This window comes from Polaromonas sp. P1_F8, assembly GCF_056405635.1.
Genome location: NZ_JBFUBS010000009.1, coordinates 120,886 through 142,494, shown reverse-complemented (window position 1 = coordinate 142,494; position 21,609 = coordinate 120,886). Strand labels below are relative to the sequence as shown.

Here is a 21,609-nt window from a genome sequence, read left to right as displayed (position 1 = left end):
TGTACACAAGTATGGATGCCTTCAATTGGTGCACACCTCTTCACTGCCGATCTCTCCCGAATCGTCCGCCTCGCCCGGGCAGGTGATGGCACCTGCAGGCGCGGATGCCGGCTGGGCTCCCGAGGCCTGGATTACCAGGACCGCCTCTTTCCCGCCTGGCCGCGGCGGTGCGCTGGCCGGACTCTCATTTGCGGCTAAAGACAATATTGATGTGGCTGGCGTGCCGACCACCGCCGCCTGCCCCGCCTTTGCCTACACCCCCACGGCGCACGCCGCCGTGGTGCAAAAGCTGCTCGATGCGGGTGCGCAGCTGCTGGGCAAGACCAACCTGGACCAATTCGCCTGCGGCCTCAACGGCACGCGCTCCCCCTACGGCGCCGTCCCCAACGCGATCAACCCCGCCTATATATCAGGCGGGTCCAGCTCCGGCTCCGCCTACGTGGTGGCGACCGGGCAGGCGGACTTCGCGTTGGGCACGGACACGGCAGGCTCTGGGCGCGTACCCGCAGGCCTGAACAACATCGTGGGCATGAAACCTTCCAAAGGCCTGATCAGCGCGCGCGGTGTGGTACCGGCCGCGCAGAGCGTGGACTGCGTGTCCATCTTCGCGCGCACCGTGGCCACCGCTGCTCGCGTGCTCGAAGCGGCCATGGGTTACGACCCGCTGGATCCCTACTCGCGCGTGCTGGCGATGGCCGACACCGCCTTGCCCGCAGGCTTTCGTTTCGGTGTGCCTTCAACACTGGGCTTCTGCGGCGACGCGCTGGCCGAGCAGGCTTTCGGCGAAGCTGTCACCCGCATGCAGGCCCTGGGCGGCGTGCCGGTGCCCATCAATTTCGCGCCGCTGGCCGAGGCGGCCGCGCTGCTCTATGAAAGCGCGCTGGTGGCTGAACGCTACACCGCCGTACGCGATTTTTTCGACGCCCATGAAGACGCAGTGATCGAACCGGTCCGCAGCATCATCGGCGCAGGCCGCCAATACAGCGCCGCCGACCTGTACGCGGCCCAAACGAAGCTGCGCGCACTGGGCCAGCAGGCGGCCGCGATGTGGCATGACATCGATGTGCTGTTGCTGCCGACCGCGCCCACGCACTACACGCTGCAGGCCATGCAGCGCGACCCCGTCACGCTGAACCGCAACCTGGGCACCTACACCAACTTCGTCAACCTGCTGGACTACGCGGCCCTTTCCGTGCCCAGCAGCCTGCGTCCCGACGGCCTGCCTTTCGGCATCACGCTGGTGGGGCTGGCGGGCAGCGACTGGCAGCTGGCCGAACTCGGACAGCGCTACCACCACGCCAGCGGTTTGCCGCAGGGCGCGTTGAACGAAGCGCTGCCCGCGCCCGCAGCGTTGCCAGGCATCCAGCCGGCAGCCACAGTCAGGCTGGCCGTGGTGGGCGCACATCTTTCCGGCATGCCGCTGAACAGCCAGCTGACCTCGCGCGGCGCCACGCTGGTGGGCCCGGCACGCACCGCGCCAGACTACCGCTTTTACGCCCTACCGGGCACGGTGCCGCCCAAGCCGGGGCTACTGCGCGTGGCGGCCAATGAAGGTGCAGGCATCGCGCTGGAAATCTGGGAGATGCCGGTGCAGCACTACGGCTCTTTCGTTGCGCTGATCCCCGCGCCCCTGGGCATAGGCACGCTGGCGCTGGAGGGCGGCGGCAGCGTCCAGGGTTTTGTTTGCGAGGCGCACGCGCTGCAAGGCGCCGAGGACATCACGCATCTGGGTGGCTGGCGCGCCTACCTCGAATCACTGAAGTCCAGCGCACCGGCCTGAAGCTTTCATCACCCTTTACCAACCCGTTCATCCACCGTTTACCCATCACCAGCAGGAGCATTTCATGAAGCCCGTTCCCACACCGTCATCCGCCCCCCACGGCCCGGCACGCCGCTCGCTGCTCAAGGCCACGGCCGCCGGCGCCACACTGGGCTTGCTGGGCATGCCGGCCTTCCTGCATGCGCAGGGCGGTCCCAAGATACGCATCGGCTACTGGCCCATCGCCGCCGGCCTGCCGTTCTACTCGGCCATCGAACTGGGCTATTTCAAGGAGGCCGGCCTGGACGTGGAGCCGCTGAAGTTCGCCGGTGCGCAGCAGGTGATGGAGGCGGTGCTCTCGGGCCGCGCCGACGGCACCGCCAACGGCACCGGCTCGGCCAACATCGCCATCGGCGAGATCGCCCAGCCCGGCACCTTCAAGATTTTCTGCTCCAACCCCAGCAACGTGAAGAACGTGCTCGACGAGGTCATCGTGCCGGCGGCCAGCCCGGCCAAGGTCATGGCCGACCTCAAGGGCAAGCGCATCGGCTCCGGCCCCGGCATCCAGAACGTGACGCTGGCCAAAACAGTGCTCGAGCGCGGCGGCGCCACCGGCGCGACCGTGGTCGAGTTGCCCATCGGCCAGCATGTGGCCGCACTCGCCGCCGGCCAGATCGACGGCGCCTACACGCTGGAGCCCACCGGCACCATAGGCCGTATGAACGGCACCACCCGCGTGCTGGAAGCCGGCGTGATTGCGCGCTATGTGCTGGGCGACCCGATGGCGCCGTGGTTCGGCGGCTCGGCTTCGCTCTCGTCGGACTTCATCAAGAAGAACCCGGATGCTGCGAAGAAGTTCGTCGCCGCTTACGGCAAGGGCGTGGCGTACGTGCGCAGCAAGTCGGTCGAGGCGCGCCAGTACCTCAAGGGCTACACCGCCATCGAAGGCCCGCTCACCGGCGAGGTGCCTCTGGCTGCCTACACCATGTACAACGAGTTCACCCCGGCCGACGTGGCGCATTTCCAGAAGTTCTTCGACCTGTTCTCCGAAAAAGGCATCTTCAGCTCGCGCCTCATCGTGGACTCCATGCTCTACAAGGGTTGAACACCATGAGTACCACCTCTCCCGTGACGGCAACGCCCGCCAAACCCTGGACGCCTCCGGCCGCACCGGCGGCCGTCGTGCAGCGCAAGCCGGCGCTGGACAAGGCCCTGCCCTTCATCGGCCCGGTGGCGCTCTTCATCATCTGGGACCTGGCCGTGCGCCTGGGCTTCATCAAGGCCATCCTGCTGCCGCCACCCATCGATGCGCTGGGCGCGCTGCTCAGCGGCCTGGCCGGCGGACCGCTGCTCAAGGACTTTGCGGTCACCGTATGGCGCACGGTGCAGGCCTTCATGATCGCCGCCGCGGTCGGCATGCCGCTGGGCGTGTTGCTGGGCAGCAATGAAAAAGCCTACCGCAGCGTGGAATTCCTGATCGACTTCTTTCGCTCCACACCGTCTTCGGCGCTGATCCCGCTGTTCCTGATGATTTTCGGCGTGTCGGACATCAACAAGGTCGCGATTGCCGCCTTCGGCGCGCTGCTGATCGTGGTGTTCAACAGCGCTTACGGCGTGATCAACGCGCGCAAGCAGCGTGTCATGGCGGCCAGGGTCATGGGCGCCTCGCGCTGGCAAGTGTTCAAGGACGTGTTGATCTGGGAAAGCCTGCAGCCGAGCTTTGTCGGCCTGCGTTCAGCGGTGTCCATGGCACTCGTCATCGTGATCGTCGCCGAGATGTTCATCGGCGCCGACACCGGCCTGGGCAACCGCATCATCAACTCGCAGCAGGTCATGAACGTGAAGGACATGTACGCGTCCATCCTGGCTGCCGGCGCCCTGGGTTATGCGCTGAATATTTTGTTTCTCATCGCCGAGCGCCGCATCGTGCATTGGAGCGGAAGATGATGTCGCCCCCACGTTCGCTCACTGCGTGTAGCTCTCTGCCCCCCGAGGGGGCCGCTGCGCCTGCGGCCCGGCAAAGCCGGTTCCGCGGCTCCTGCTTGAAGGGAGCGCCTGCTCGCTGCTTTATCAACGGTGAACCCCACTGGAGTTGGACATGTCCGCTGTAATCAACGCCCCCGTATTCGCCGATATTCCGGTGCGTGAGTTCCAGCCCGGCCCGGCCGGCACGCACATCACCATACGCGGCCTGACCAAGTACTTCGCCGGCTGGCCGCTGTATGAAGACTTCAACCTGGACATCCCCAAGCACAAGATCGTCTCGGTGTTCGGGCCCAACGGCTGCGGCAAGTCCACGCTGATCAACATGATCGCAGGCCTGATTCCCATCGACGCCGGTGAAATCCTGTTTGACGGGAAATCGCTCAAGGACACCAAGATCGGCTACGTCTTCCAGAACTACCGCGAAGCCATGTTCCCGTGGATGCGCACCATCGACAACATCGCCTATCCGCTCAAGCTCGAAGGCAGATCCAAGGCCGAAGTCGACAGGCGCATGGCCGAACTCGTGGCCTCCTTCGACGTGAAGTTCGACCTGAACCGCTACCCCTATGAGCTGTCGGGCGGGCAGCAACAGACGGCTTCCATCATGCGGGCGCTGGCGCCCAACCCCGAGGTGCTGTTTCTGGACGAGCCGTTTTCGGCGCTGGACTTCGAGATGACGCTGTTCATCCGCGAAAAGCTGCAGGAAGTGTTCATGCAGACCGGCACCACCATGCTGCTGGTGTCGCACGACCTGGAAGAAGCCGTGTACCTGGCCGACCAGGTGCTGCTGCTGACCAAGCGCCCGACGCGCGTGGCCGAAATCCTGCCTTATGGCGATGCGCGCCCGCGCACGGTAGAGACGCTGTCCGAAGCCAGCTTCATCCGCACCAAGAAGCTCAGCCTGGAAATCTTCCAGCGCGAAGTCAGGCGTTGAGAAAGCTGCAGCCATGATGGACGAAGCAAGCATTGCAAGTTATGTCGCAAGCGCCGGCGCGGTGCTGGACCTGCCGCTGCCGCCGGACCGCGCGGCACGCGTGGCCGCCCACCTGCAGCGCACCGCCGTCATGGCCGCGCTGCTGGACGCGGCGCCGCTGGCCCCGCACGACGAGCCGGCCGAAATTTACTGCCCGGCGGTTTTCCCATCCAGCGACGGCGGGCGCGAGCAGTCATGAAAAGCATGGTGTTTGATGCGTCCGCCATGGCCGCCGCCGTTGCGGCAGGGCAGGTCAGCGCGCGCGAACTGCTCGATGCCAGCCTGGCATGCATTGACAGCACGGACGGCCGGGTCAATGCCTTCACCGAAACAACCCGCACCCGGGCCCGCGCCGAGGCCGACGCGGTGGACGCGCAGCGGGCGCGCGGCGAAGCCCTGGGACCGCTGGCTGGCGTGCCGTACGCGGTCAAGAACCTGTTCGACATCGAAGGGCTGACCACACTGGCCGGCTCAAAAATCAACCGCGGCCTGCCCGCGGCTTCGGCCGATGCGGTCCTCGTCACGCAGATGAAGGCGGCCGGCGCCGTGCTCGTCGGCGCGCTGAACATGGACGAATACGCCTACGGTTTCACCACGGAAAACACACACTACGGCCCCTGCCGCAACCCGCACGACCTGACGCGCATCGCCGGCGGTTCGTCGGGCGGCTGTGGCGCGGCGGTCGCGGCCGGGCAGGTTCCTGTCACCCTGGGCTCGGACACCAACGGTTCCATTCGCGTGCCGTCGTCGCTGTGCGGTGTCTGGGGCCTGAAGCCGACGTTTGGCCGGCTGTCGCGCCGCGGCAGTTATCCCTTTGTGCACAGCATCGACCACCTGGGGCCGCTCGCCGGCAGCCTGGGCGGGCTGGCGCTGGCCTACGATGCGCTGCAGCAGCCCGACCCGCTGGACCCGGGCAGCCATGCGCTACGCGTACAGCCGGTCTCTCCAGTCCTGGGCAAGGGTGCGGGTGGCCTGCGCATCGGTGTGCTGGGCGGATATTTTCACGACAACGCCGCCCCTGAGGCGCGCGAAGTGGTGACGCTCGCCGCTGCGACACTGGGTGCGGTGTCCGAAGTTCAGTGGCCCGACGCTGCACTGGCGCGCGCGGCGGCCTTCATCATCACCGCGAGCGAAGGCGGCAGCCTGCACCTGGGCGACCTGCGCACGCGTGCCGACGAATTCGAACCGCTGTCGGTGGACCGTTTCATCGCCGGCGCGCTGCAGCCCGCTGATTGGTATGTGCGCGCACAGCGCTTTCGCCGCAGCTACCGCGACAAGGTCAACGCCCTGTTCCAGGACTGGGACGTGCTGCTCACGCCTGCCACACCGGTCGGCGCCACGGTCATCGGCACCGAGTGGCTGGACATCAACGGCGTGCGCCAGCCCTGCCGCGCCGCGATGGGCCTGCTCACCCAGCCCATCTCTTTTTCCGGCTGCCCCGTGGTCACCGCGCCCATGTGGCCGGCAGCCGGCGGCATGCCGATAGGCGTGCAGGTCATCGCCGCGCCCTGGCGCGAAGACCTGGCCTTGCGGGCCGCGCAGGTGCTCGGCGACGCCGGCGCCGCCCATATCCGGCCCGCCACACTGGTGACACAAGCATGAACCCCGGCCTTGCCATCAACCTCCCCGACGTCCTGGCCGAAGTCACGGCGGTGTTTGCGCGTTATGAGGATGCGCTGGTCAACAACAAGGTGGACGTGCTGGACGAGCTGTTCTGGAACAGCCCGCACACCCTGCGCTACGGCGCGACGGAAAACCTTTACGGCTACGCCGACATCCAGGCCTTCCGGGCGGGACGGCCGTCGCAGGGCCTGGAGCGGCGGTTGCTGAAAACCGTGATCACAACCTATGGCCGCGACATGGCGACCGCCAATACTGAATTCCAGCGCGCCGGCAGCGCCAGAACCGGCCGGCAGAGCCAGACCTGGATGCGCACGCCCGAGGGCTGGCGCGTGGTCGCCGCGCACGTGAGCCTTCTTGCCTGAGTTTCATTTCCTTGACCTCATAACCCCTGGAGCATTGACCATGAGCAACTTCCTCAATCGCCGCGATTCGATCAAGACCCTGGCCGCGCTCGGCGCCGCGGCCACCGGCCCGTTTGCCTTCGCGCAAAAACCCCTAACCGTGGGCGTGATCTACGTCGGCCCGCGCGACGACTACGGCTACAACCAGGCCCAGGCGCAAGCGGCGGCCGAGCTCAAGAAGATGCCGGGCATCAAGGTGGTGGAAGAAGAAAACGTGCCCGAAACCGCGGCCGTGCAGAAAACCATGACCGGCATGATCGCGCAGGACGGCGCCAGCCTGGTGTTTCCCACCTCCTTCGGCTACTTCGATCCGCACATGCTGGCGGTGGCGACCAAGTTTCCCGCAGCGCGTTTTGCGCATTGCGGCGGCATGTGGACGGAAGGCAAGCACCCGAAAAACACCGCCAGCTTTTTTGGTTACATCGATGAGTGCCAATACCTCAACGGCATGATCGCCGGCCACATGACCAAGAGCAACAAGATCGGTTTCATCGCCGCCAAGCCGATCCCGCAAGTGCTGCGCAACATCAATGCCTTCACCATGGGCGCGCGTTCGGTCAAGCCCGGCATCACGACCAGCGTGATCTTCACCGGCGACTGGTCCATGCCGGTCAAAGAAGCCGAGGCCACCAACAGCCTGGCCGACCAGGGTGTGGACGTGTTCACCATGCATGTGGACGGCCCGAAAGTCATTGTCGAGACCGCCGCCAAACGCGGCAAGATGGTTTGCGGCTACCACGCCAGTCAGGCCAAGCTCGCGCCTAACGCTTACCTGACCGGCGCCGAATGGAATTGGCTCACGGCCTACACCACCTTTGTGGAAGCGGCACGCAGCGGCAAGCCGCACCCCAACTTCATACGCGGCGGCCTGAAGGACGGCTACGTGAAGATGTCGGCCTACGGACCCACCGTGACCGAGGCGGCGAAAAAGCAGGCCGACGGTGTCAAGGCGCAGATGATGGCGGGCAGCTTCGACATCTTCAAGGGTCCGCTCAAGGACAACAAGGGCGGCACCATCGTGCCTGCCGGCAAGGTCTTCAAGCAGACCGACCTTGAGCTCGAGAAGATGAACTACTTGGTTGAAGGGGTCATCGGCAGTGTTTGACGAACACCCCCGAAGCGCCTGCGGCGCTTCCCCCTCAAGGGGGCGCCACCGGCGGCCCGGCAAAGCCGGTTCCGCGGTGGCCCTGAACAGGCGCGTCGGTCGCTAACGCCATTCCCATGCGCCACTCCCTCGCCAACTTCCTGTTGCCGGCAGGCGCCATCATCGCGGCGCTGGGCCTGTTCGGCGTTTTCGTCTGGTTCGCCGGTGTGAGCCCGCTGGAGGTTTGGCTGCTGCTGTTCAAGGGCGCGTTCGGTGACTGGTATTCCTGGCAGAACACGCTGCAGCGCGCCGCACCGCTGATGCTCACGGCCCTGTGTGTCGCCGTTCCGGCGCGCGCGGGCTTGACAGTCATAGGCGGCGAGGGCGCGGTGGTGCTGGGCGGACTGGCCTGCGCCGGCCTCGCGCAAAGCCTGCCCCTGCCCGCGAACATGGCGGGCACGGTGACGGTCTGCCTCGCCGCCGCGTTGGCCGGTGCCTTGTGGATTGGGTTGGCGGGCTGGCTGCGGCAATACCGTGGCATCAACGAAACCATCAGCAGCCTGCTGCTGGCCTATGTGGCCGTCGGCCTGTTCAAGCACCTGGTCGAAGGACCGCTGCGCGACCCGTCCAGCCTCAACAAGCCGTCGACTTTTTCGCTGGCCGAAGGCCTGCTCATTGGCGGCATCGCCGGCTCCGACGTGCACTGGGGGCTGGTGATCGGCGTGCTGGCCTGCCTGGCGGCAGGCCTGTGGTTTCGAATGACGCCCTCGGGCTTCGCGGTGCGCGTGGTCGGCGGCAACCCGCGTGCGGCGCAACTCGTCGGGCTACCGGCCTCCAGGCTGATCCTGCTGGCCTGTGCGCTGGGCGGGGCCTGCGCCGGCCTGGCCGGCGCCATCGAGGTCGCGGCCGTGCACACCAATGCCAACGCCGCCCTGATCGCGGGCTACGGCTACGCCGGCATCCTGGTGGCTTTCATCGCACGCCAGCATCCCGTGGCCATCATCCCGGTGGCCATCCTGTTCGGCGGCTTTGGCGCGGCCGGCAGCCTGCTGCAGCGCCGCCTGGGCCTGCCCGATGCCTCGGTGCTGGTGCTGCAGGGCATCGCCTTTGTGCTGATCCTGGCCAGCGAGGCCCTGCGCGATGTGGACTGGAAAACTTTTTTTGAGCGTATCAGCCGCTTTGGCCCTTCGGAGCCGAGCCCGATTCCTTTGCCGGAGGAAAAGCCATGACCGCCGACCAGCTCCTGATCTTTTTCGCCGGTATCGTCGGCGGCGCGCTGCGCGTCGGCGCGCCCTTCCTCTTTGTCAGCCTGGGCGAATGCATCACCGAAAAATCCGGCCGCATCAACCTGGGGCTGGAGGGCGTGCTGGTGCTGTCGGCCATGTCGGCCTTCGGCGCCTCCTGGCTCTCGGGCTCGCCCTGGGTCGGTGTGCTGGCGGCGGCGGCCACCGGCGCGCTGCTGGCCGCACTGCATGGCGTTCTCTGCTCGCTACCGCGGGTCAACGACATTGCCACCGGCATTGCATTGATGCTGCTGGGCACGGGCCTGGCCTTCTACCTGGGCAAGCCGCTGATCCAGCCGCAGGCGCCGCAACTGCCCGCCATCGCTCTGGGCGGCTGGAGCAGCTCGGCCGCCGTCCGCTCGGCGCTGCAGATCAATGTGCTGGTGCCGATCGGGCTGGCGCTGGCCGTGGCCTTGTGGTGGGCCTTTGCCAACACACGCGCTGGCCTGATGGTACGCATGGCGGGGGATTCGGCCAACGCCGCGCGCTCGCTCGGTTACTCGGTGTCCGCCATCCGCATTGCCGCGACCGCCGCCGGCGGCCTGGTTGCCGGCCTGGGCGGCGCTTCGCTCACCCTGTTTTATCCCGGCAGCTGGAACGAAGGCATCTCCAGTGGCCAGGGCCTGATCGCGGTGGCGCTGGTGATCTTCGCGCGCTGGAGCCCCCTGCGCTGCGTGTACGCCTCGCTGCTGTTCGGCGGCGCCGGCGCCATCGGCCCGGCCCTGCAGTCCGTCGGCATCAACTGGGGATACCACCTTTTCAACATTGTTCCCTATGTGCTCACCCTGCTGATCCTGGTCATCACCTGCCGGCCGGGCAGCACCGTGAGTGGCAGCCCGGGCGAGCTTTCCGCCACCCGCTAGTGACTGCAAGCACTGACAAGGAAAACATCCAGATGGAACGCTTCGTCAACGCCAACCCCTACCCATGGCCGTACAACGGCGACCTGCGGCCCGGCAACACCGCGCTTATCGTTATCGACATGCAGACCGACTTCTGCGGTGAAGGCGGCTACGTGGACAAGATGGGCTATGACATCTCGCTGACGCGCGCGCCGATTGAACCGCTCAGGGCCCTGATGGCCGGCATGCGTGCCGCGGGCTACCACGTGATCCACACGCGCGAAGGCCACCGGCCCGACCTGTCGGACCTGCCGGCCAACAAGCGCTGGCGCTCGCGCCGTATCGGCGCCCACGGCGCGGGCATCGGCGACGACGGCCCTTGCGGGCGCATCCTGGTGCGCGGCGAACCGGGCTGGGAGATCATTCCCGAATTGGCACCGCTGCCCGGCGAGGTGGTGATCGACAAGCCCGGCAAAGGCTCGTTCTACGCCACCGACCTGGAGATGGTGCTGCGAACGCGCGGCATCGAGAACCTGATTCTCACCGGCATCACCACCGACGTTTGCGTGCACACCACCATGCGCGACGCCAACGACCGCGGCTTCGAATGCCTGTTGCTGTCGGACTGCACCGCCGCCACCGACCGCGGCAACCATGAGGCAGCGCTGAAGATGATCACCATGCAGGGCGGCGTGTTCGGCGCGCATGCTTCATCGGCGGCGGTGCTGGCCGCACTGGCCACGCCATGAGTCCAGGCACCACCATCGGCAGCCTGCCGCCCGCCACCGGCGCGCTGGCGCTGGACATCTACCGCATGAGCATGCGGTTCGGCAGCTTCACGGCACTCGACGGTGTCAACATGAAGGTGGCGCCGGGAACCGTGCATGCGCTTCTCGGTGAAAACGGCGCGGGCAAAAGCACGCTGGTCAAGTGCGTGGCGGGATTCCAGCGGCCCTCGGAAGGCAGCATCGTCATCGACGGCCGTGAGCAGGCGATCGCCAATCCGGTGGTGGCTCGCGCGTTGGGCATTGGCATGGTCTACCAGCATTTCACGCTGGCGCCCGGCATGACGGTCGCCGAAAACCTGCTGTTGGCCGGCGGCAAGACGCCGGCGCTGATCGACTGGACGCAAAAACGCGCGGAGCTGGAGGCCTTTGTGCAAACCACGCCCTTCAGGCTGGACCTGGACACGCGTCCGCTGGACATGGCCGCCGGCGAGAAACAAAAGCTCGAACTGCTCAAGCAGCTCTATCTCAAGCCGCGCCTGCTGATCCTGGACGAGCCGACTTCGGTGCTGACGCCGCAGGAGGCCGACGAAGTGCTGGGCCATGTGCGCGACTTCGCACGTGCCGGCCACTGCACGGTGCTCATCATCACCCACAAGTTCCGCGAAGTCATGGCCTATGCCGACGACGTGACCGTCTTGCGCCGCGGCAAAGCGGTACACGTCACTTCGGTGCCGGCGACCGACCCGGCGCGGCTCGCGCAGGCCATGGTGGGTGATGCGGCCGCGGCCCACCCCGAAAACCAGGCCACGGAACCCAAGGTGCCTGCCACCAGCGCCGTGCGGGCTGTCGATGTTGCGGCACAAACCGCATCCCTTGATGTTCACGGCCTGCAGGTCATGGGCGACCGCGGCACGCTGGCGGTGCGCAACCTGAGCCTGTCGGTGCTCGCGGGCGAGATTCTCGGCGTCGCCGGCGTGTCCGGCAACGGCCAGCGCGAGCTCGTTGAAGCGCTGGTCGGCCAGCGGGCGCACGCCGCCGGCGTGGTGCGGGTGGACGGTCAGCCTTACGCCGCCACGCGGGGCGAGAACCACCGCCTGAAGGTGCGCAGCCTGCCTGAGGAGCCGCTGCGCAATGCCTGTGTGGGTGACTTCAGCGTGGCCGAAAACATGGCGCTGCGCGACTTCGACCGGCCGCCGCTATGCGCCGCGGGACGCTTGCGATTCGGGCTCTGGCGCAGCCGCGCGCGCGAATGGATCAAGGGCTATGGCATCAAGACGCAGGGGGAGAACGCACCCATTCGCAGCCTCTCTGGCGGCAACGTGCAGCGTGCCGTGCTGGCGCGCGAGCTGCATGGCGAGATCAAGGTGCTGATCGCCGCCAACCCGGTGTTCGGCCTGGACTTCGCCGCCGTGAAGGAAATCCACACCCGCCTGCGGGGCGTGGCGCAGCAGGGCGCGGCCGTGCTGCTGGTCAGCGAAGATCTGGACGAACTGCTTGAACTGGCCGACCGCATCGTGGTGATGAGCGAGGGGCGCATCGTCTTCGAGACCGCGGCCTCCGGGGCCCAGCGGCAGGTGCTGGGTGCGCACATGGGCGGAGGACGATGAGTTCCCCCCCGAAGCGGCCTGCAGCCGCCCCCCCCGAAAGGGGGCTGAGTACCGCGGCTCCAAGCCTGCCTGCGCAGGCTTGGACGGTGCGAAGAGTCAGCGACTCTGACGCTGATGCGGCCTGCAAGGCACACCAGCGGCCCGGCAAAGCCGGTTCCGCGGTTGCCCACGAAGGAGCACTCCTATGAAAATCGCAGCGGCTCCTTTCGCCTACGAGTTCGAGCTGGCGCACACCGCGCTGGTCATCATCGACATGCAGCGCGACTTCATCGAGCCCGGCGGCTTCGGTGAAACGCTGGGCAATGACGTCTCTCTGTTGCAGGCCATCGTGCCGGCCTGCAAGGCCGTGCTGGAGGCCTGGCGCCGCGCGGGCGGGCTTGTGGTGCACACCCGCGAGGCGCACAGGGCCGACCTGGCCGATTGCCCGCCCGCCAAACGCAGCCGCGGCAATCCGACCCTGCGTATCGGCGACATGGGAGCGATGGGCCGCATCCTGATAGCCGGTGAACCGGGAAACCAGATCATCCCCGAGCTGGCGCCGCTGCCCGGCGAGATCGCCATCGACAAGCCCGGCAAAGGCGCCTTCTACGCCACCGGCCTGCACGAGCGGCTGCAGCATGCCGGTATCACACACCTGCTGTTCATGGGCGTGACCACGGAGGTCTGCGTGCAGACCTCCATGCGAGAAGCCAACGACCGCGGTTACGACAGCGTGCTGCTGGAGGACTGCACCGAAAGTTATTTCCCGGCCTTCAAGTCGGCGGCCGTGGCGATGATGCGCGCCCAGGGCGCCATCGTCGGCTGGACCGCCACCAGCGGCGAATTGCTGGCGGCGCTGCCGGCACGGCCCGAACACTGCTAGAGTTTCACCATGCACTTTGCCTCCAGCCATCCCGCGAGCCTTGCCGTCGCGCTCGCCCATCGTTCGCGGGCCGACGAAGTATACGAAGAGCTCAAGCGCGACGTATCCGAGTTCAAGCTGGTGCCGGGCGACCGCTTCACCGAAACCGAAATCAGCGAGCGCCTGGGCGTCTCGCGCACGCCCGTGCGCCAGGCCCTGTTTCGCTTGCAGCAGGAAGGCTTCGTCGAGGTGCTGTTTCGCAGTGGCTGGCGTGTGCTGCCCTTTGATTTCGACAAGTTTGAACAGCTCTACGACCTGCGCATGGTGCTGGAAACCACGGCCGTGCAGCGGCTGTGCGCCGGTAGCCAGACGATTGACACGGCGCTGCTCGATGAACTGGCGGCCATCTGGCTGGTTCCGGTGGGCGAGCGCAGCACCGATCATGTTCGGGTCGCCCAGTGGGACGAAGCTTTTCATTGCGCGCTGGTGGCGGCTTCCGGCAATGCCGAGATGGCGCGTGTGCACCGCGACGTGACCGACCGCATTCGCATCATTCGCCGGCTTGATTTCATCAAGCAGCCGCGCATTGAGGCCACCTATGAAGAGCACGCCAAGATTCTCAAGGCAGTGCGTGCCAAGCGCGGCGACCAGGCCGCCATGCTGCTGCGCGCCCATATCGAAACCAGCCAGACCGAGGTGCGGAAAATAACGCTGCACCAGGTGCATCTCGCGCGCCAGATCGGCTCCGGAACACCGCCCAAGACATAAAATCGCCTTAAGCCGTTAACTGGCGGGCGCAAGGAGCTATCAAAAAAGGAGCAATGTGCGGGGCACTACCCCCTGCGGTGTGCCCTGCTTACCGCCCCCAGCGCAGCACAAGCGGATCAAGCCGCCTGGCGGTCGCCAGCAGCCCAGTGCGCGTGTCCGGGTGCATGGCCGGAAAAGGATGACGCGGCGCCTCGCAGGCGATCACGCCGCCTTCCTTCATCAAGGTCTTGGCGGCCAGCAGCCCTGCCTGGCGATTCTCGTAATTGATCAGCGGCAGCCATTGCTGGTAGAGGGCATAGGCCTTGTCGTGATCACCAGCGCGGTGCGCCTCGATGATCGGACGAATACCATCGGGGTAGCCGCCGCCGGTCATGGAGCCGGTGGCACCGGCATCAAGGTCGGGCAGCAGTGTGATGGCCTCTTCGCCGTCCCAGGGCCCTTCCACCGCGTCGCCTCCCAAACGGATCAGTTCGCGCAGTTTGGATGCCGCACCGGCGGTTTCGATCTTGAAATAGGCAACGTGTTCAATCTCACGGGCCATACGCGCGAGGAAGCAGGCTGAAAGCACAGTGCCGCTGGCGGGCGCATCCTGGATCATGATAGGAATGTTGACCGCATCCGACAGCCGCGCATAAAACTCGTAAATCTGCGGCTCGCTCACGCGAAAGGTAGCCCCGTGATACGGCGGCATGACCATCAGCATGGCGGCGCCCATGTCCTGCGCCCGGCGGCTGCGTTCGGCGCAAACTTTCGTGCCGTAGTGGGTGGTGGTCACGATCACCGGCACGCGGCCGGCCACATGTTCGAGGACGGTACGGGTCAGGGTTTCACGCTCTTCGTCCGAAAGCACGAATTGCTCGGAGAAGTTGGCCAGGATGCAGATGCCGTCTGAGCCGGCGTCGATCATGAAGTCGATGCAGCGCTTCTGGCTTTCAAGGTCAAGCTCGCCGGTTTCGGTGAACGTGGTGGGGGCAACGGGGAAGATGCCGCGGTAACGCGGCTGGCGGAGCGTGTTCATGTGGCTGGATCAGGTTGAAGAAAGTTCAGTAGTTCACTGCTTGCGCGATTTAATGGGAGTGCCGGGGAACTTCGGAGCCGCGGCAGCCGACCAGAAAATCGAAATCACAGCCCTCGTCGGCCTGCAGCACGTGGTCGACATACAGGCGCTGGTAGCCGCCGCGCATGCCTGCAGGGGCCTTCTGCAGGGCGGCAAGGCGCTCAGCCAGCTCGGCATCGCTGATGTCCAGGTGCAGGCGGCCCGCATCGCAGTCGAGCTCGATCCAGTCGCCGTCGCGTACCGCGGCCAGCGGCCCGCCGGCCGCTGCTTCTGGCGCCACATGCAGCACAACGGTGCCGTAAGCGGTGCCGCTCATTCGTGCGTCCGAGATGCGCACCATGTCCTTGACGCCCTGGCGCAGCAGCTTGGGCGGCAGGCCCATGTTGCCGACTTCGGCCATGCCGGGGTAGCCCTTGGGGCCGCAGTTCTTCATCACCATCACGCAGCTGGCATCGATGTCGAGGTTCTCGTCGACGATGCGCTCCTTGTAGTGCTCGAGGTTCTCGAATACGACCGCGCGGCCGCGATGCTTGAGCAGTTCGGGCGAGGCCGCAGAGGGCTTGAGCACGGCACCGCGCGGCGCCAGGTTGCCGCGCAGGATGCAGATACCGCCGTCGGCGATCAAGGGGTTGTCGAGAGGGCGGATCACCTCGTCGTTGTACTGCGGCGCCTCACGCACGTTGTCCCATATCGATTTGCCATTGACGGTGAGCGCATTGGGATGCGGCAGCAAGCTGTTTTCACCCAGCCGGCGCAACACGGCGGGCAGGCCGCCGGCATAGTAAAACTCTTCCATCAGAAAACGGCCGGAAGGCTGCAAGTCGACGAGGGTGGGGGTGTTGCGGCCAATCCGCGTCCAGTCTTCCAGGTCCAGCTGCACACCGATGCGGCCCGCAATCGCCTTGAGGTGAATCACTGCGTTGGTGGAGCCGCCAATGGCGGCGTTGACCCGAATCGCATTTTCGAAGGCTTCGCGTGTGAGAATTTTCGACAGCGTCAGGCCTTCGCGCGCCATCTCGACAGCCCGCGCGCCCGACATTTGCGCCAGCACATAACGGCGTGCATCCACCGCGGGAATGGCGGCGTTGTGCGGCAGCGAAGTACCCAGCGCTTCGGCCATGCAGGCCATGGTGGAGGCCGTGCCCATGGTGTTGCAGGTGCCGGCGGAACGCGACATGCCGCCCTCGGCTGCCAGGAACTGGTGCAGCTGGATTTCGCCCGCTTTTAACGACTCGTGAAGTTGCCACACCGCCGTGCCCGAGCCGATGTTTTTGCCTTCAAGCTTGCCGTTGAGCATGGGCCCGCCGGTCACCACAATGGCCGGAATGTCGCAGCTCGCCGCACCCATCAGCAAGGCGGGCGTGGTCTTGTCGCAGCCGGTGAGCAGCACCACGGCGTCAATCGGGTTGCCGCGAATCGCTTCTTCCACGTCCATGCTGGCAAGGTTGCGTGTGAGCATGGCGGTGGGACGCAGGTTCGACTCGCCGTTCGAGAACACCGGAAACTCGACCGGAAAGCCGCCCGCCTCTGAGATGCCGCGCTTCACATGCTCGGCAATCTTGCGGAAGTGGGCATTGCAAGGCGTGAGCTCCGACCAGGTATTGCAGATGCCGATGATGGGGCGGCCGTCGAACTCATGATCGGGAATGCCCTGGTTCTTCATCCAGCTGCGGTACATGAAGCCGTTTTTGTCGGCCGTGCCGAACCACTCGGTGGAACGTAGTTTTCGTTTGGTGCTTGTCATGATGGTCTGGCCATTAAGGTTTCAGGAAGATTTGGGTGTGCGATTTGCCAGCAGCCGTTGCAGGAGGCAAAAAACAAACAGCAACACGCCGACGACAATGCGCGTCCACCAGGAGCTCAAAGTGCCGTCAAAAGAGATCAGGGTCTGGATGATTCCGAGCATCAACACCCCGAACAGGGTGCCGGCCACATAACCCACGCCGCCGCTGAGCAAGGTGCCGCCAATGACCACGGCGGCAATGGCGTCAAGCTCCATGCCGGTGGCGTGCAAGCCGTAGCCCGAAAGCATGTAGAAAGTGAAGACCACACCGGCCAGCGCCGAGCAAAAACCCGACAGCGTGTAAACCCCCACCAGCGTGCGACGCACCGGCAGACCCATCAGCAGTGCCGATTGCTCGTTGCCGCCGACGGCATACACCGCGCGGCCAAAGGGAGTGCAGTGTGCAATGAACACCGCCGCCAGCAGCACCGCGATGGCGATCACGGCACTGATCGAGAGCGAGGCGTCTTCCCACAAGGGAATGCGCAGCTGCGAAACCTCTGAATAAAACTCGTTGGTGATGCTGATGGAATCGACGCTGATCAGGTAACACAGGCCGCGCGCCAGAAACATGCCGGCCAGCGTCACGATGAAAGGCTGCAGGCGAAAACGCTCAATCAGAAAACCCATGAAGGCGCCGAACGCCGTGCCCATGAGGAGCACCAGCGGAATCACCGCGGCCGGACTCCAGCCATGGTGCTCCACCAGCGCGGCAGACACCATGGTGGTGAGTGCGACCACGGAGCCGACGGACAGGTCAATGCCGCCCGACAGGATGACAAACGTCATGCCCACGGCGATGATGACCAGAAAGGCGTTGTCAATCAGCAGGTTGAGGAACACCTGAGCCGAAAAGAACCCGCTGTAGAGCACCGAACCCATGGTCGCCATGGCAACGAACAGCGATATGGTGGCCGCCAGCGGCAGGTATTTGGGATTAAAACCTGAAGCCGGCGCAGCAGGTGCCCGTTGGCTGGAGGCGGCCTCTACGGGGGGCCGGGTGACGGTTGTGTTCATGGCCGCATCCCCCGCGCGGCCGGCCGCCGCATCCAGATACCGATCTCGGCCCGGAATTCAGCCGATTGCAGCAGCATGACCACAAATACCACCACAGCTTTGACCACCAGGTTGATCTCAGGCGGCACACCCAGCGAGTAAATGGCATAAGTCAGCGTCTGGATGATCAGCGCGCCGATCACGCTGCCCACGAGGCTGAACCGCCCACCGGTGAGGGCGGTGCCGCCCAGCGTCACGGCCAGGATGGCATCCAGCTCGAGCAACTGACCCGCGTTGTTGCCGTCGGCGCTTTTGACGTTGGAGCTGATCAGCAAGCCCGCGATGCCCGCGCACAACCCGCAGAAGGCATAGGCCGCAACCATCAGGCGCCGGGCCTGCACACCGGCAACGCGTGCCGCAGTCGGGTTGATGCCCACAGCCTGGATGAACAGCCCGAGGGCCGTGCGCGTCACCGCCAGATACAGCAGCACAAAGACTACGGCCACAATAAAGAGCGAGAAGGGCAAGCCCAGCAGGTAGCCACTGCCCAGGAAGAAGAACGGCGCGTAATAGATGGTGATGATCTGCCCGCCAGTGATCAGCTGCGCGATGCCGCGACCCGCCACCATGAGGATCAGTGTGGCGATGATGGGTTGCATGCCTACCCTGGCGACCAGCAGCCCGTTCCACAGTCCGCACAGCAGCGCGATGGCCAATGCCGCCAGAATTGCCAGCGGCATCGGGAAACGGCTCACGCTCCCTGCCACTGACCCGCCAATCATCCAGGCGGCCACTGCGGCAGCAATGGCCACCACGGCGCCCACGGAAATGTCGATGCCGCGGGTGGCGATCACCAACGTCATGCCGAGCGACACCAGCACCAGCGGCGCGGCACGGTTGAGAATATCGATCAGGCTGCCGTACAAATGACCGTCACGCCACTCGACGTGCAGGAAACTGGCGTTAAACACTGTGTTCACAGCCAGCAGCAGGAACAGCGTGATGAGCGGCCAGGCCAGGCGGTGCCTCATGGCAGTGGCCAGAGGCGAGGGGTGGTGTTTCTCTTCAGGCATGTTCAGCCGCAATCAGTTCATAGACGGTGTCTTCGCTGCTGCCTGCCGGCAACTCACCCACCTTGCGGCGGTCACGCAGCACCACAATGCGATGCGCCACGCGAACCACTTCGCTCATTTCGGAAGAGATGAAAATCACGGCCATACCGGCTTCTGCCAGGCGCAGGATCTGCTCCATGATTTCCTGCTTCGCGGCCACGTCGACGCCGCGCGTGGGTTCGTCCAGGATCAGCAGGCGCGGCTCGGTCGCGAGCCAGCGCGCGATCATGGCCTTTTGCTGGTTGCCGCCCGACAGCAGACCTATGGGGGTGTCCACACTCGCGGTCTTGATACCCATCGCCTGGACAAAGCGTTCGGCCAATGCGGTTTGTTCGGCACGCGACAAAAACCGGCGCATGCCCATGCGGGCTTGCAGCGCCAGCGCAATGTTTTCCCGGACCGACAGCTCGGCCACGATGCCATCGGTCTTGCGCTCTTCCGGGCACAGCGCCAAGCCGTGGCGGATCGCGTCTGCCGGGCTGGAAAAAGTGACCGTCTGGCCGTCGATCCTGAGCACGCCGCGATCAGGTGCCTCCAGGCCGAACAACAACCGCGCCAGTTCCGTGCGTCCCGCACCCAGCAAGCCGGCCAGGCCCACCACTTCGCCGGCACGCACGCGCAGATCCACAGCTTGCAGCTGGCCGGCCTGACCCAGGCCTTCGGCTTGCAGAAGTGCCGGCACGGCATCGTCAAACGCCTGAGGTACCGCGGCACCCGCTGATTGGGCGGCCAGTTCCCGGCCGAGCATGGCCGCGATCAATGCCTGCGGTCCCAGCTCGCTGGCCCGCCACTCGCCCACCCAGGTGCCGTTGCGCAGCACCGTGATGCGGTCTGACACCGCATAGACCTGGTTCAGGAAATGGGTCACAAAAACGATGGCGAGCCCATCGTCGCGCAAGCGGCGCAGCACCTCAAAGAGTTTTTGGACTTCGTCGTCATCCAGGCTGGAAGTCGGCTCGTCGAGGATCAGGACTTTCGATTCGATGCTGATGGCACGCGCGATGGCAACGAGTTGCTGCACCGCGACCGGGTAGCTGGACAACAGGCGCGAGACGTCGATGTCCAGGCCGACGCGCGCGACCAGCTCGCGGGCGCGGCGATTCAGCGCGGCCCAGTCAATGCGGTATCCCTGCGAAATGCCGCACCGCGGATAGCGGCCCGCGAAGATGTTTTCTGCCACGGAGAGGTTGGGGCAAAGATTGACTTCCTGGTAGACCGTGCTGATGCCCAGACGCTGTGCGGCCAGGGGAGAGCCCGGCCACACCGGCTTGCCGGCCAGTTGCATCTGGCCGCCGCTGGCTTCAAGCACCCCGGTCAGGACCTTGATCAGGGTGGATTTTCCCGCACCGTTTTGCCCCATCAAGGCATGGATTTCACCGGGATACAGGCGCAAACGCACATCGCGTAATGCATCAATGCCCGCAAACTGCTTGTGAATGCCCGCGAGTTCCAGTACGGGGACGATGTCTGTGGCGGTAGTGGCCGGGGTCATAGAACAAGTTCCGTGCTGTGTGCTGCGGTATTTGTCTTCGAAACGGCCGGGCGGCTCATGCCTTGTTCTTGTTGTAGACGTCGACAAACACGGCGGCCAGCAACACCACGCCCTTGATGACCTGCTGGTAGTCGATGCCGATGCCCAGGATGGACATGCCGTTGTTCATCACGCCCATCACAAATGCGCCGATCACCGCGCCCATGACCTTGCCGACACCGCCCGAAGCCGAGGCCCCGCCGATAAAGCAGGCGGCGATGACATCGAGTTCAAAGCCCAGGCCGGCCTTGGGTGTAGCAGTGTTCAGGCGCGCGGCAAACACCAGGCCCGCCAGCGCCGCCAGCACGCCCATGTTCACGAAGGTGTAGAAGGCCAGGCGCTCGGTCTTGATGCCCGACAGCTTGGCTGCCTTTTCGTTGCCGCCCAGCGCATAGACGCGCCGCCCGATAGTGGTGCGACCCGTGATGAAGTGGAACAGGAAAATCAGCGCGGCCATCACGATCAGCACATTCGGCAGCCCCCTGTAGGAAGCCAGCAGGTAGCTGAAATAGATCAGCAGCGCCGAGAACATCGCCGTTTTGACGAAGAAAATGGCGGCGGGCTCGGCCTGGATGCCGTGCTTGAGCTGCTTGGCCCGCGCGCGTATGCCGGCCACGGCGAGCACGGCGGCCAGCGCCACGCCCAGCAGCAGCGAAGTCATGCGCAGGCCTTCGCTGCTCAGCAGGTCGGGCATGAAACCCGAGCTGAGCATCTGGAATGAATCGGGGAAGGGGCCGACCGACTGGCCTTGCAGCAGTGCCAACGCCAGCCCCTTGAACACCAGCATGCCGGCCAGCGTGACGATAAAAGAAGGGATGCGGAAGAACGCGACAAACCAGCCCTGAACCCCGCCTATCAGTGCGCCGCAGAGCAGGCACACCAGCGAGGCCGGCACGAAATGCCAGCCGTACTCCACCATCAGCACGGCCGCCAGCGCGCCGATGAAGCCGCACACCGAACCGACCGACAGGTCGATATGCCCGGCCACGATCACCATCAGCATGCCCAGCGCCATGATGACGATGTAGCTGTTCTGCAGGACCAGGTTGGTGAGGTTGAGGGGCTGCATGAGCGTGCCCTCGGTCATGTACTGGAAGAAGCCCATGATGGCAACCAGCGTGATCAGCATGCCGTACTCGCGGAAGTTGTGCTTCAGGTAGTCGAGCGGCGATTTGCCGCTGGCAGCGGCGTTTTTTGCCGCAATCGCGGTGGCGTTGGAGGACTCGTTGTTCATT

20 protein-coding genes are annotated in these 21,609 nt (G+C 65.3%); 14 read left to right on the top strand and 6 right to left on the bottom strand.

The genetic code is table 11. The features are described 5' to 3' along the window. Positions 1–85 precede the first annotated feature (85 nt). From atzF to AC1D1J_RS21530, 14 genes are all read left to right on the top strand, one after another. A complete protein-coding gene (gene atzF / locus AC1D1J_RS21595; RefSeq protein WP_477695852.1) occupies positions 86–1,780 on the top strand; it encodes an allophanate hydrolase in 1,695 nt (564 codons plus the stop codon). A gap of 64 nt (positions 1,781–1,844) precedes the next feature. After that, the gene (locus AC1D1J_RS21590; RefSeq protein ID WP_477687447.1) at positions 1,845–2,864 is read left to right on the top strand and encodes an ABC transporter substrate-binding protein; all 1,020 of its coding nucleotides are present in this window, start codon (positions 1,845–1,847) and stop codon (positions 2,862–2,864) included. Between the two features lie 5 nt (positions 2,865–2,869). Further along, a complete protein-coding gene (locus AC1D1J_RS21585) occupies positions 2,870–3,706 on the top strand; it encodes an ABC transporter permease (protein WP_477687448.1) in 837 nt (278 codons plus the stop codon). A gap of 151 nt (positions 3,707–3,857) precedes the next feature. Next, positions 3,858–4,679: an ABC transporter ATP-binding protein gene (locus AC1D1J_RS21580; RefSeq protein WP_477695822.1), complete on the top strand. Its 822-nt coding sequence runs from the start codon at positions 3,858–3,860 to the stop codon at positions 4,677–4,679. Positions 4,680–4,692: 13 nt separating this feature from the next. Next, complete coding sequence (locus tag AC1D1J_RS21575; protein ID WP_477687449.1) at positions 4,693–4,917, top strand: AtzG-like protein; 225 nt, start codon at positions 4,693–4,695, stop codon at positions 4,915–4,917. A 5-nt stretch (positions 4,918–4,922) separates the two neighbouring features. Further along, complete coding sequence (locus tag AC1D1J_RS21570; RefSeq protein WP_477695851.1) at positions 4,923–6,320, top strand: AtzE family amidohydrolase; 1,398 nt, start codon at positions 4,923–4,925, stop codon at positions 6,318–6,320. Further along, complete coding sequence (gene hpxZ / locus AC1D1J_RS21565; protein WP_477687450.1) at positions 6,317–6,703, top strand: oxalurate catabolism protein HpxZ; 387 nt, start codon at positions 6,317–6,319, stop codon at positions 6,701–6,703. The genes AC1D1J_RS21570 and hpxZ overlap by 4 nt, the downstream gene beginning before the upstream one ends. A 40-nt stretch (positions 6,704–6,743) precedes the next feature. After that, positions 6,744–7,847, top strand: a complete 1,104-nt coding sequence (locus AC1D1J_RS21560) for a BMP family ABC transporter substrate-binding protein (RefSeq protein WP_477695821.1) — start codon at positions 6,744–6,746, stop codon at positions 7,845–7,847. 116 nt (positions 7,848–7,963) lie between these two features. Then, a complete protein-coding gene (locus tag AC1D1J_RS21555) occupies positions 7,964–9,055 on the top strand; it encodes an ABC transporter permease (protein WP_477695820.1) in 1,092 nt (363 codons plus the stop codon). Next, on the top strand, positions 9,052–9,972 hold the full coding sequence (locus tag AC1D1J_RS21550; protein WP_477687453.1) for an ABC transporter permease: 921 nt from the start codon (positions 9,052–9,054) through the stop codon (positions 9,970–9,972). Before AC1D1J_RS21555 ends, AC1D1J_RS21550 begins: the two co-directional genes overlap by 4 nt. A gap of 32 nt (positions 9,973–10,004) precedes the next feature. Next, the gene (gene biuH, locus AC1D1J_RS21545) at positions 10,005–10,700 is read left to right on the top strand and encodes a biuret amidohydrolase (protein WP_477687592.1); all 696 of its coding nucleotides are present in this window, start codon (positions 10,005–10,007) and stop codon (positions 10,698–10,700) included. Beyond that, positions 10,697–12,286 carry an ABC transporter ATP-binding protein gene (locus tag AC1D1J_RS21540; RefSeq protein WP_477687454.1) on the top strand — a complete coding sequence of 530 codons (1,590 nt, stop codon included), beginning with the start codon at positions 10,697–10,699 and terminating at the stop codon, positions 12,284–12,286. The genes biuH and AC1D1J_RS21540 overlap by 4 nt, the downstream gene beginning before the upstream one ends. A 184-nt stretch (positions 12,287–12,470) precedes the next feature. Then, positions 12,471–13,148: a cysteine hydrolase family protein gene (locus AC1D1J_RS21535; protein ID WP_477695819.1), complete on the top strand. Its 678-nt coding sequence runs from the start codon at positions 12,471–12,473 to the stop codon at positions 13,146–13,148. A gap of 9 nt (positions 13,149–13,157) precedes the next feature. Further along, positions 13,158–13,895 carry a GntR family transcriptional regulator gene (locus AC1D1J_RS21530; RefSeq protein ID WP_477687456.1) on the top strand — a complete coding sequence of 246 codons (738 nt, stop codon included), beginning with the start codon at positions 13,158–13,160 and terminating at the stop codon, positions 13,893–13,895. 88 nt (positions 13,896–13,983) lie between these two features. Here AC1D1J_RS21530 and AC1D1J_RS21525 read toward each other — a convergent pair whose 3' ends face one another. From AC1D1J_RS21525 to mmsB, 6 genes are read right to left on the bottom strand one after another with little or no spacing between them, the layout of a single operon-like run. Next, on the bottom strand, positions 13,984–14,913 hold the full coding sequence (locus AC1D1J_RS21525; RefSeq protein ID WP_477687457.1) for a dihydrodipicolinate synthase family protein: 930 nt from the start codon (positions 14,911–14,913) through the stop codon (positions 13,984–13,986). Between the two features lie 49 nt (positions 14,914–14,962). After that, positions 14,963–16,696: an IlvD/Edd family dehydratase gene (locus tag AC1D1J_RS21520; protein WP_477695818.1), complete on the bottom strand. Its 1,734-nt coding sequence runs from the start codon at positions 16,694–16,696 to the stop codon at positions 14,963–14,965. Between the two features lie 21 nt (positions 16,697–16,717). Continuing rightward, positions 16,718–17,752, bottom strand: coding sequence for a galactofuranose ABC transporter, permease protein YjfF (gene yjfF / locus AC1D1J_RS21515; RefSeq protein ID WP_457282342.1), 1,035 nt, complete (start codon positions 17,750–17,752; stop codon positions 16,718–16,720). Beyond that, the gene (locus tag AC1D1J_RS21510; protein ID WP_477695817.1) at positions 17,749–18,804 is read right to left on the bottom strand and encodes an ABC transporter permease; all 1,056 of its coding nucleotides are present in this window, start codon (positions 18,802–18,804) and stop codon (positions 17,749–17,751) included. The genes yjfF and AC1D1J_RS21510 overlap by 4 nt, the downstream gene beginning before the upstream one ends. Beyond that, on the bottom strand, positions 18,797–20,335 hold the full coding sequence (locus AC1D1J_RS21505; protein WP_477695816.1) for a sugar ABC transporter ATP-binding protein: 1,539 nt from the start codon (positions 20,333–20,335) through the stop codon (positions 18,797–18,799). The genes AC1D1J_RS21510 and AC1D1J_RS21505 overlap by 8 nt, the downstream gene beginning before the upstream one ends. 55 nt (positions 20,336–20,390) lie before the next feature. Continuing rightward, a complete protein-coding gene (gene mmsB, locus AC1D1J_RS21500; protein ID WP_477695815.1) occupies positions 20,391–21,608 on the bottom strand; it encodes a multiple monosaccharide ABC transporter permease in 1,218 nt (405 codons plus the stop codon). Between the last annotated feature and the right edge of the window lies 1 nt (position 21,609).

Excerpts from the sequence above, each read along its gene's own strand:
- atzF (WP_477695852.1), top strand. The coding sequence starts at position 86 with ATGGCACCTGCAGGCGCGGATGCCGGCTGGGCTCCCGAGGCCTGGATT.
- AC1D1J_RS21590 (WP_477687447.1), top strand. The coding sequence starts at position 1,845 with ATGAAGCCCGTTCCCACACCGTCATCCGCCCCCCACGGCCCGGCACGC.
- AC1D1J_RS21585 (WP_477687448.1), top strand. The coding sequence starts at position 2,870 with ATGAGTACCACCTCTCCCGTGACGGCAACGCCCGCCAAACCCTGGACG.
- AC1D1J_RS21580 (WP_477695822.1), top strand. The coding sequence starts at position 3,858 with ATGTCCGCTGTAATCAACGCCCCCGTATTCGCCGATATTCCGGTGCGT.
- AC1D1J_RS21575 (WP_477687449.1), top strand. The coding sequence starts at position 4,693 with ATGATGGACGAAGCAAGCATTGCAAGTTATGTCGCAAGCGCCGGCGCG.
- AC1D1J_RS21570 (WP_477695851.1), top strand. The coding sequence starts at position 4,923 with ATGGTGTTTGATGCGTCCGCCATGGCCGCCGCCGTTGCGGCAGGGCAG.
- hpxZ (WP_477687450.1), top strand. The coding sequence starts at position 6,317 with ATGAACCCCGGCCTTGCCATCAACCTCCCCGACGTCCTGGCCGAAGTC.
- AC1D1J_RS21560 (WP_477695821.1), top strand. The coding sequence starts at position 6,744 with ATGAGCAACTTCCTCAATCGCCGCGATTCGATCAAGACCCTGGCCGCG.
- AC1D1J_RS21555 (WP_477695820.1), top strand. The coding sequence starts at position 7,964 with ATGCGCCACTCCCTCGCCAACTTCCTGTTGCCGGCAGGCGCCATCATC.
- AC1D1J_RS21550 (WP_477687453.1), top strand. The coding sequence starts at position 9,052 with ATGACCGCCGACCAGCTCCTGATCTTTTTCGCCGGTATCGTCGGCGGC.
- biuH (WP_477687592.1), top strand. The coding sequence starts at position 10,005 with ATGGAACGCTTCGTCAACGCCAACCCCTACCCATGGCCGTACAACGGC.
- AC1D1J_RS21540 (WP_477687454.1), top strand. The coding sequence starts at position 10,697 with ATGAGTCCAGGCACCACCATCGGCAGCCTGCCGCCCGCCACCGGCGCG.
- AC1D1J_RS21535 (WP_477695819.1), top strand. The coding sequence starts at position 12,471 with ATGAAAATCGCAGCGGCTCCTTTCGCCTACGAGTTCGAGCTGGCGCAC.
- AC1D1J_RS21530 (WP_477687456.1), top strand. The coding sequence starts at position 13,158 with ATGCACTTTGCCTCCAGCCATCCCGCGAGCCTTGCCGTCGCGCTCGCC.
- AC1D1J_RS21525 (WP_477687457.1), bottom strand. The coding sequence starts at position 14,913 with ATGAACACGCTCCGCCAGCCGCGTTACCGCGGCATCTTCCCCGTTGCC.
- AC1D1J_RS21520 (WP_477695818.1), bottom strand. The coding sequence starts at position 16,696 with ATGACAAGCACCAAACGAAAACTACGTTCCACCGAGTGGTTCGGCACG.
- yjfF (WP_457282342.1), bottom strand. The coding sequence starts at position 17,752 with ATGAACACAACCGTCACCCGGCCCCCCGTAGAGGCCGCCTCCAGCCAA.
- AC1D1J_RS21510 (WP_477695817.1), bottom strand. The coding sequence starts at position 18,804 with ATGCCTGAAGAGAAACACCACCCCTCGCCTCTGGCCACTGCCATGAGG.
- AC1D1J_RS21505 (WP_477695816.1), bottom strand. The coding sequence starts at position 20,335 with ATGACCCCGGCCACTACCGCCACAGACATCGTCCCCGTACTGGAACTC.
- mmsB (WP_477695815.1), bottom strand. The coding sequence starts at position 21,608 with ATGAACAACGAGTCCTCCAACGCCACCGCGATTGCGGCAAAAAACGCC.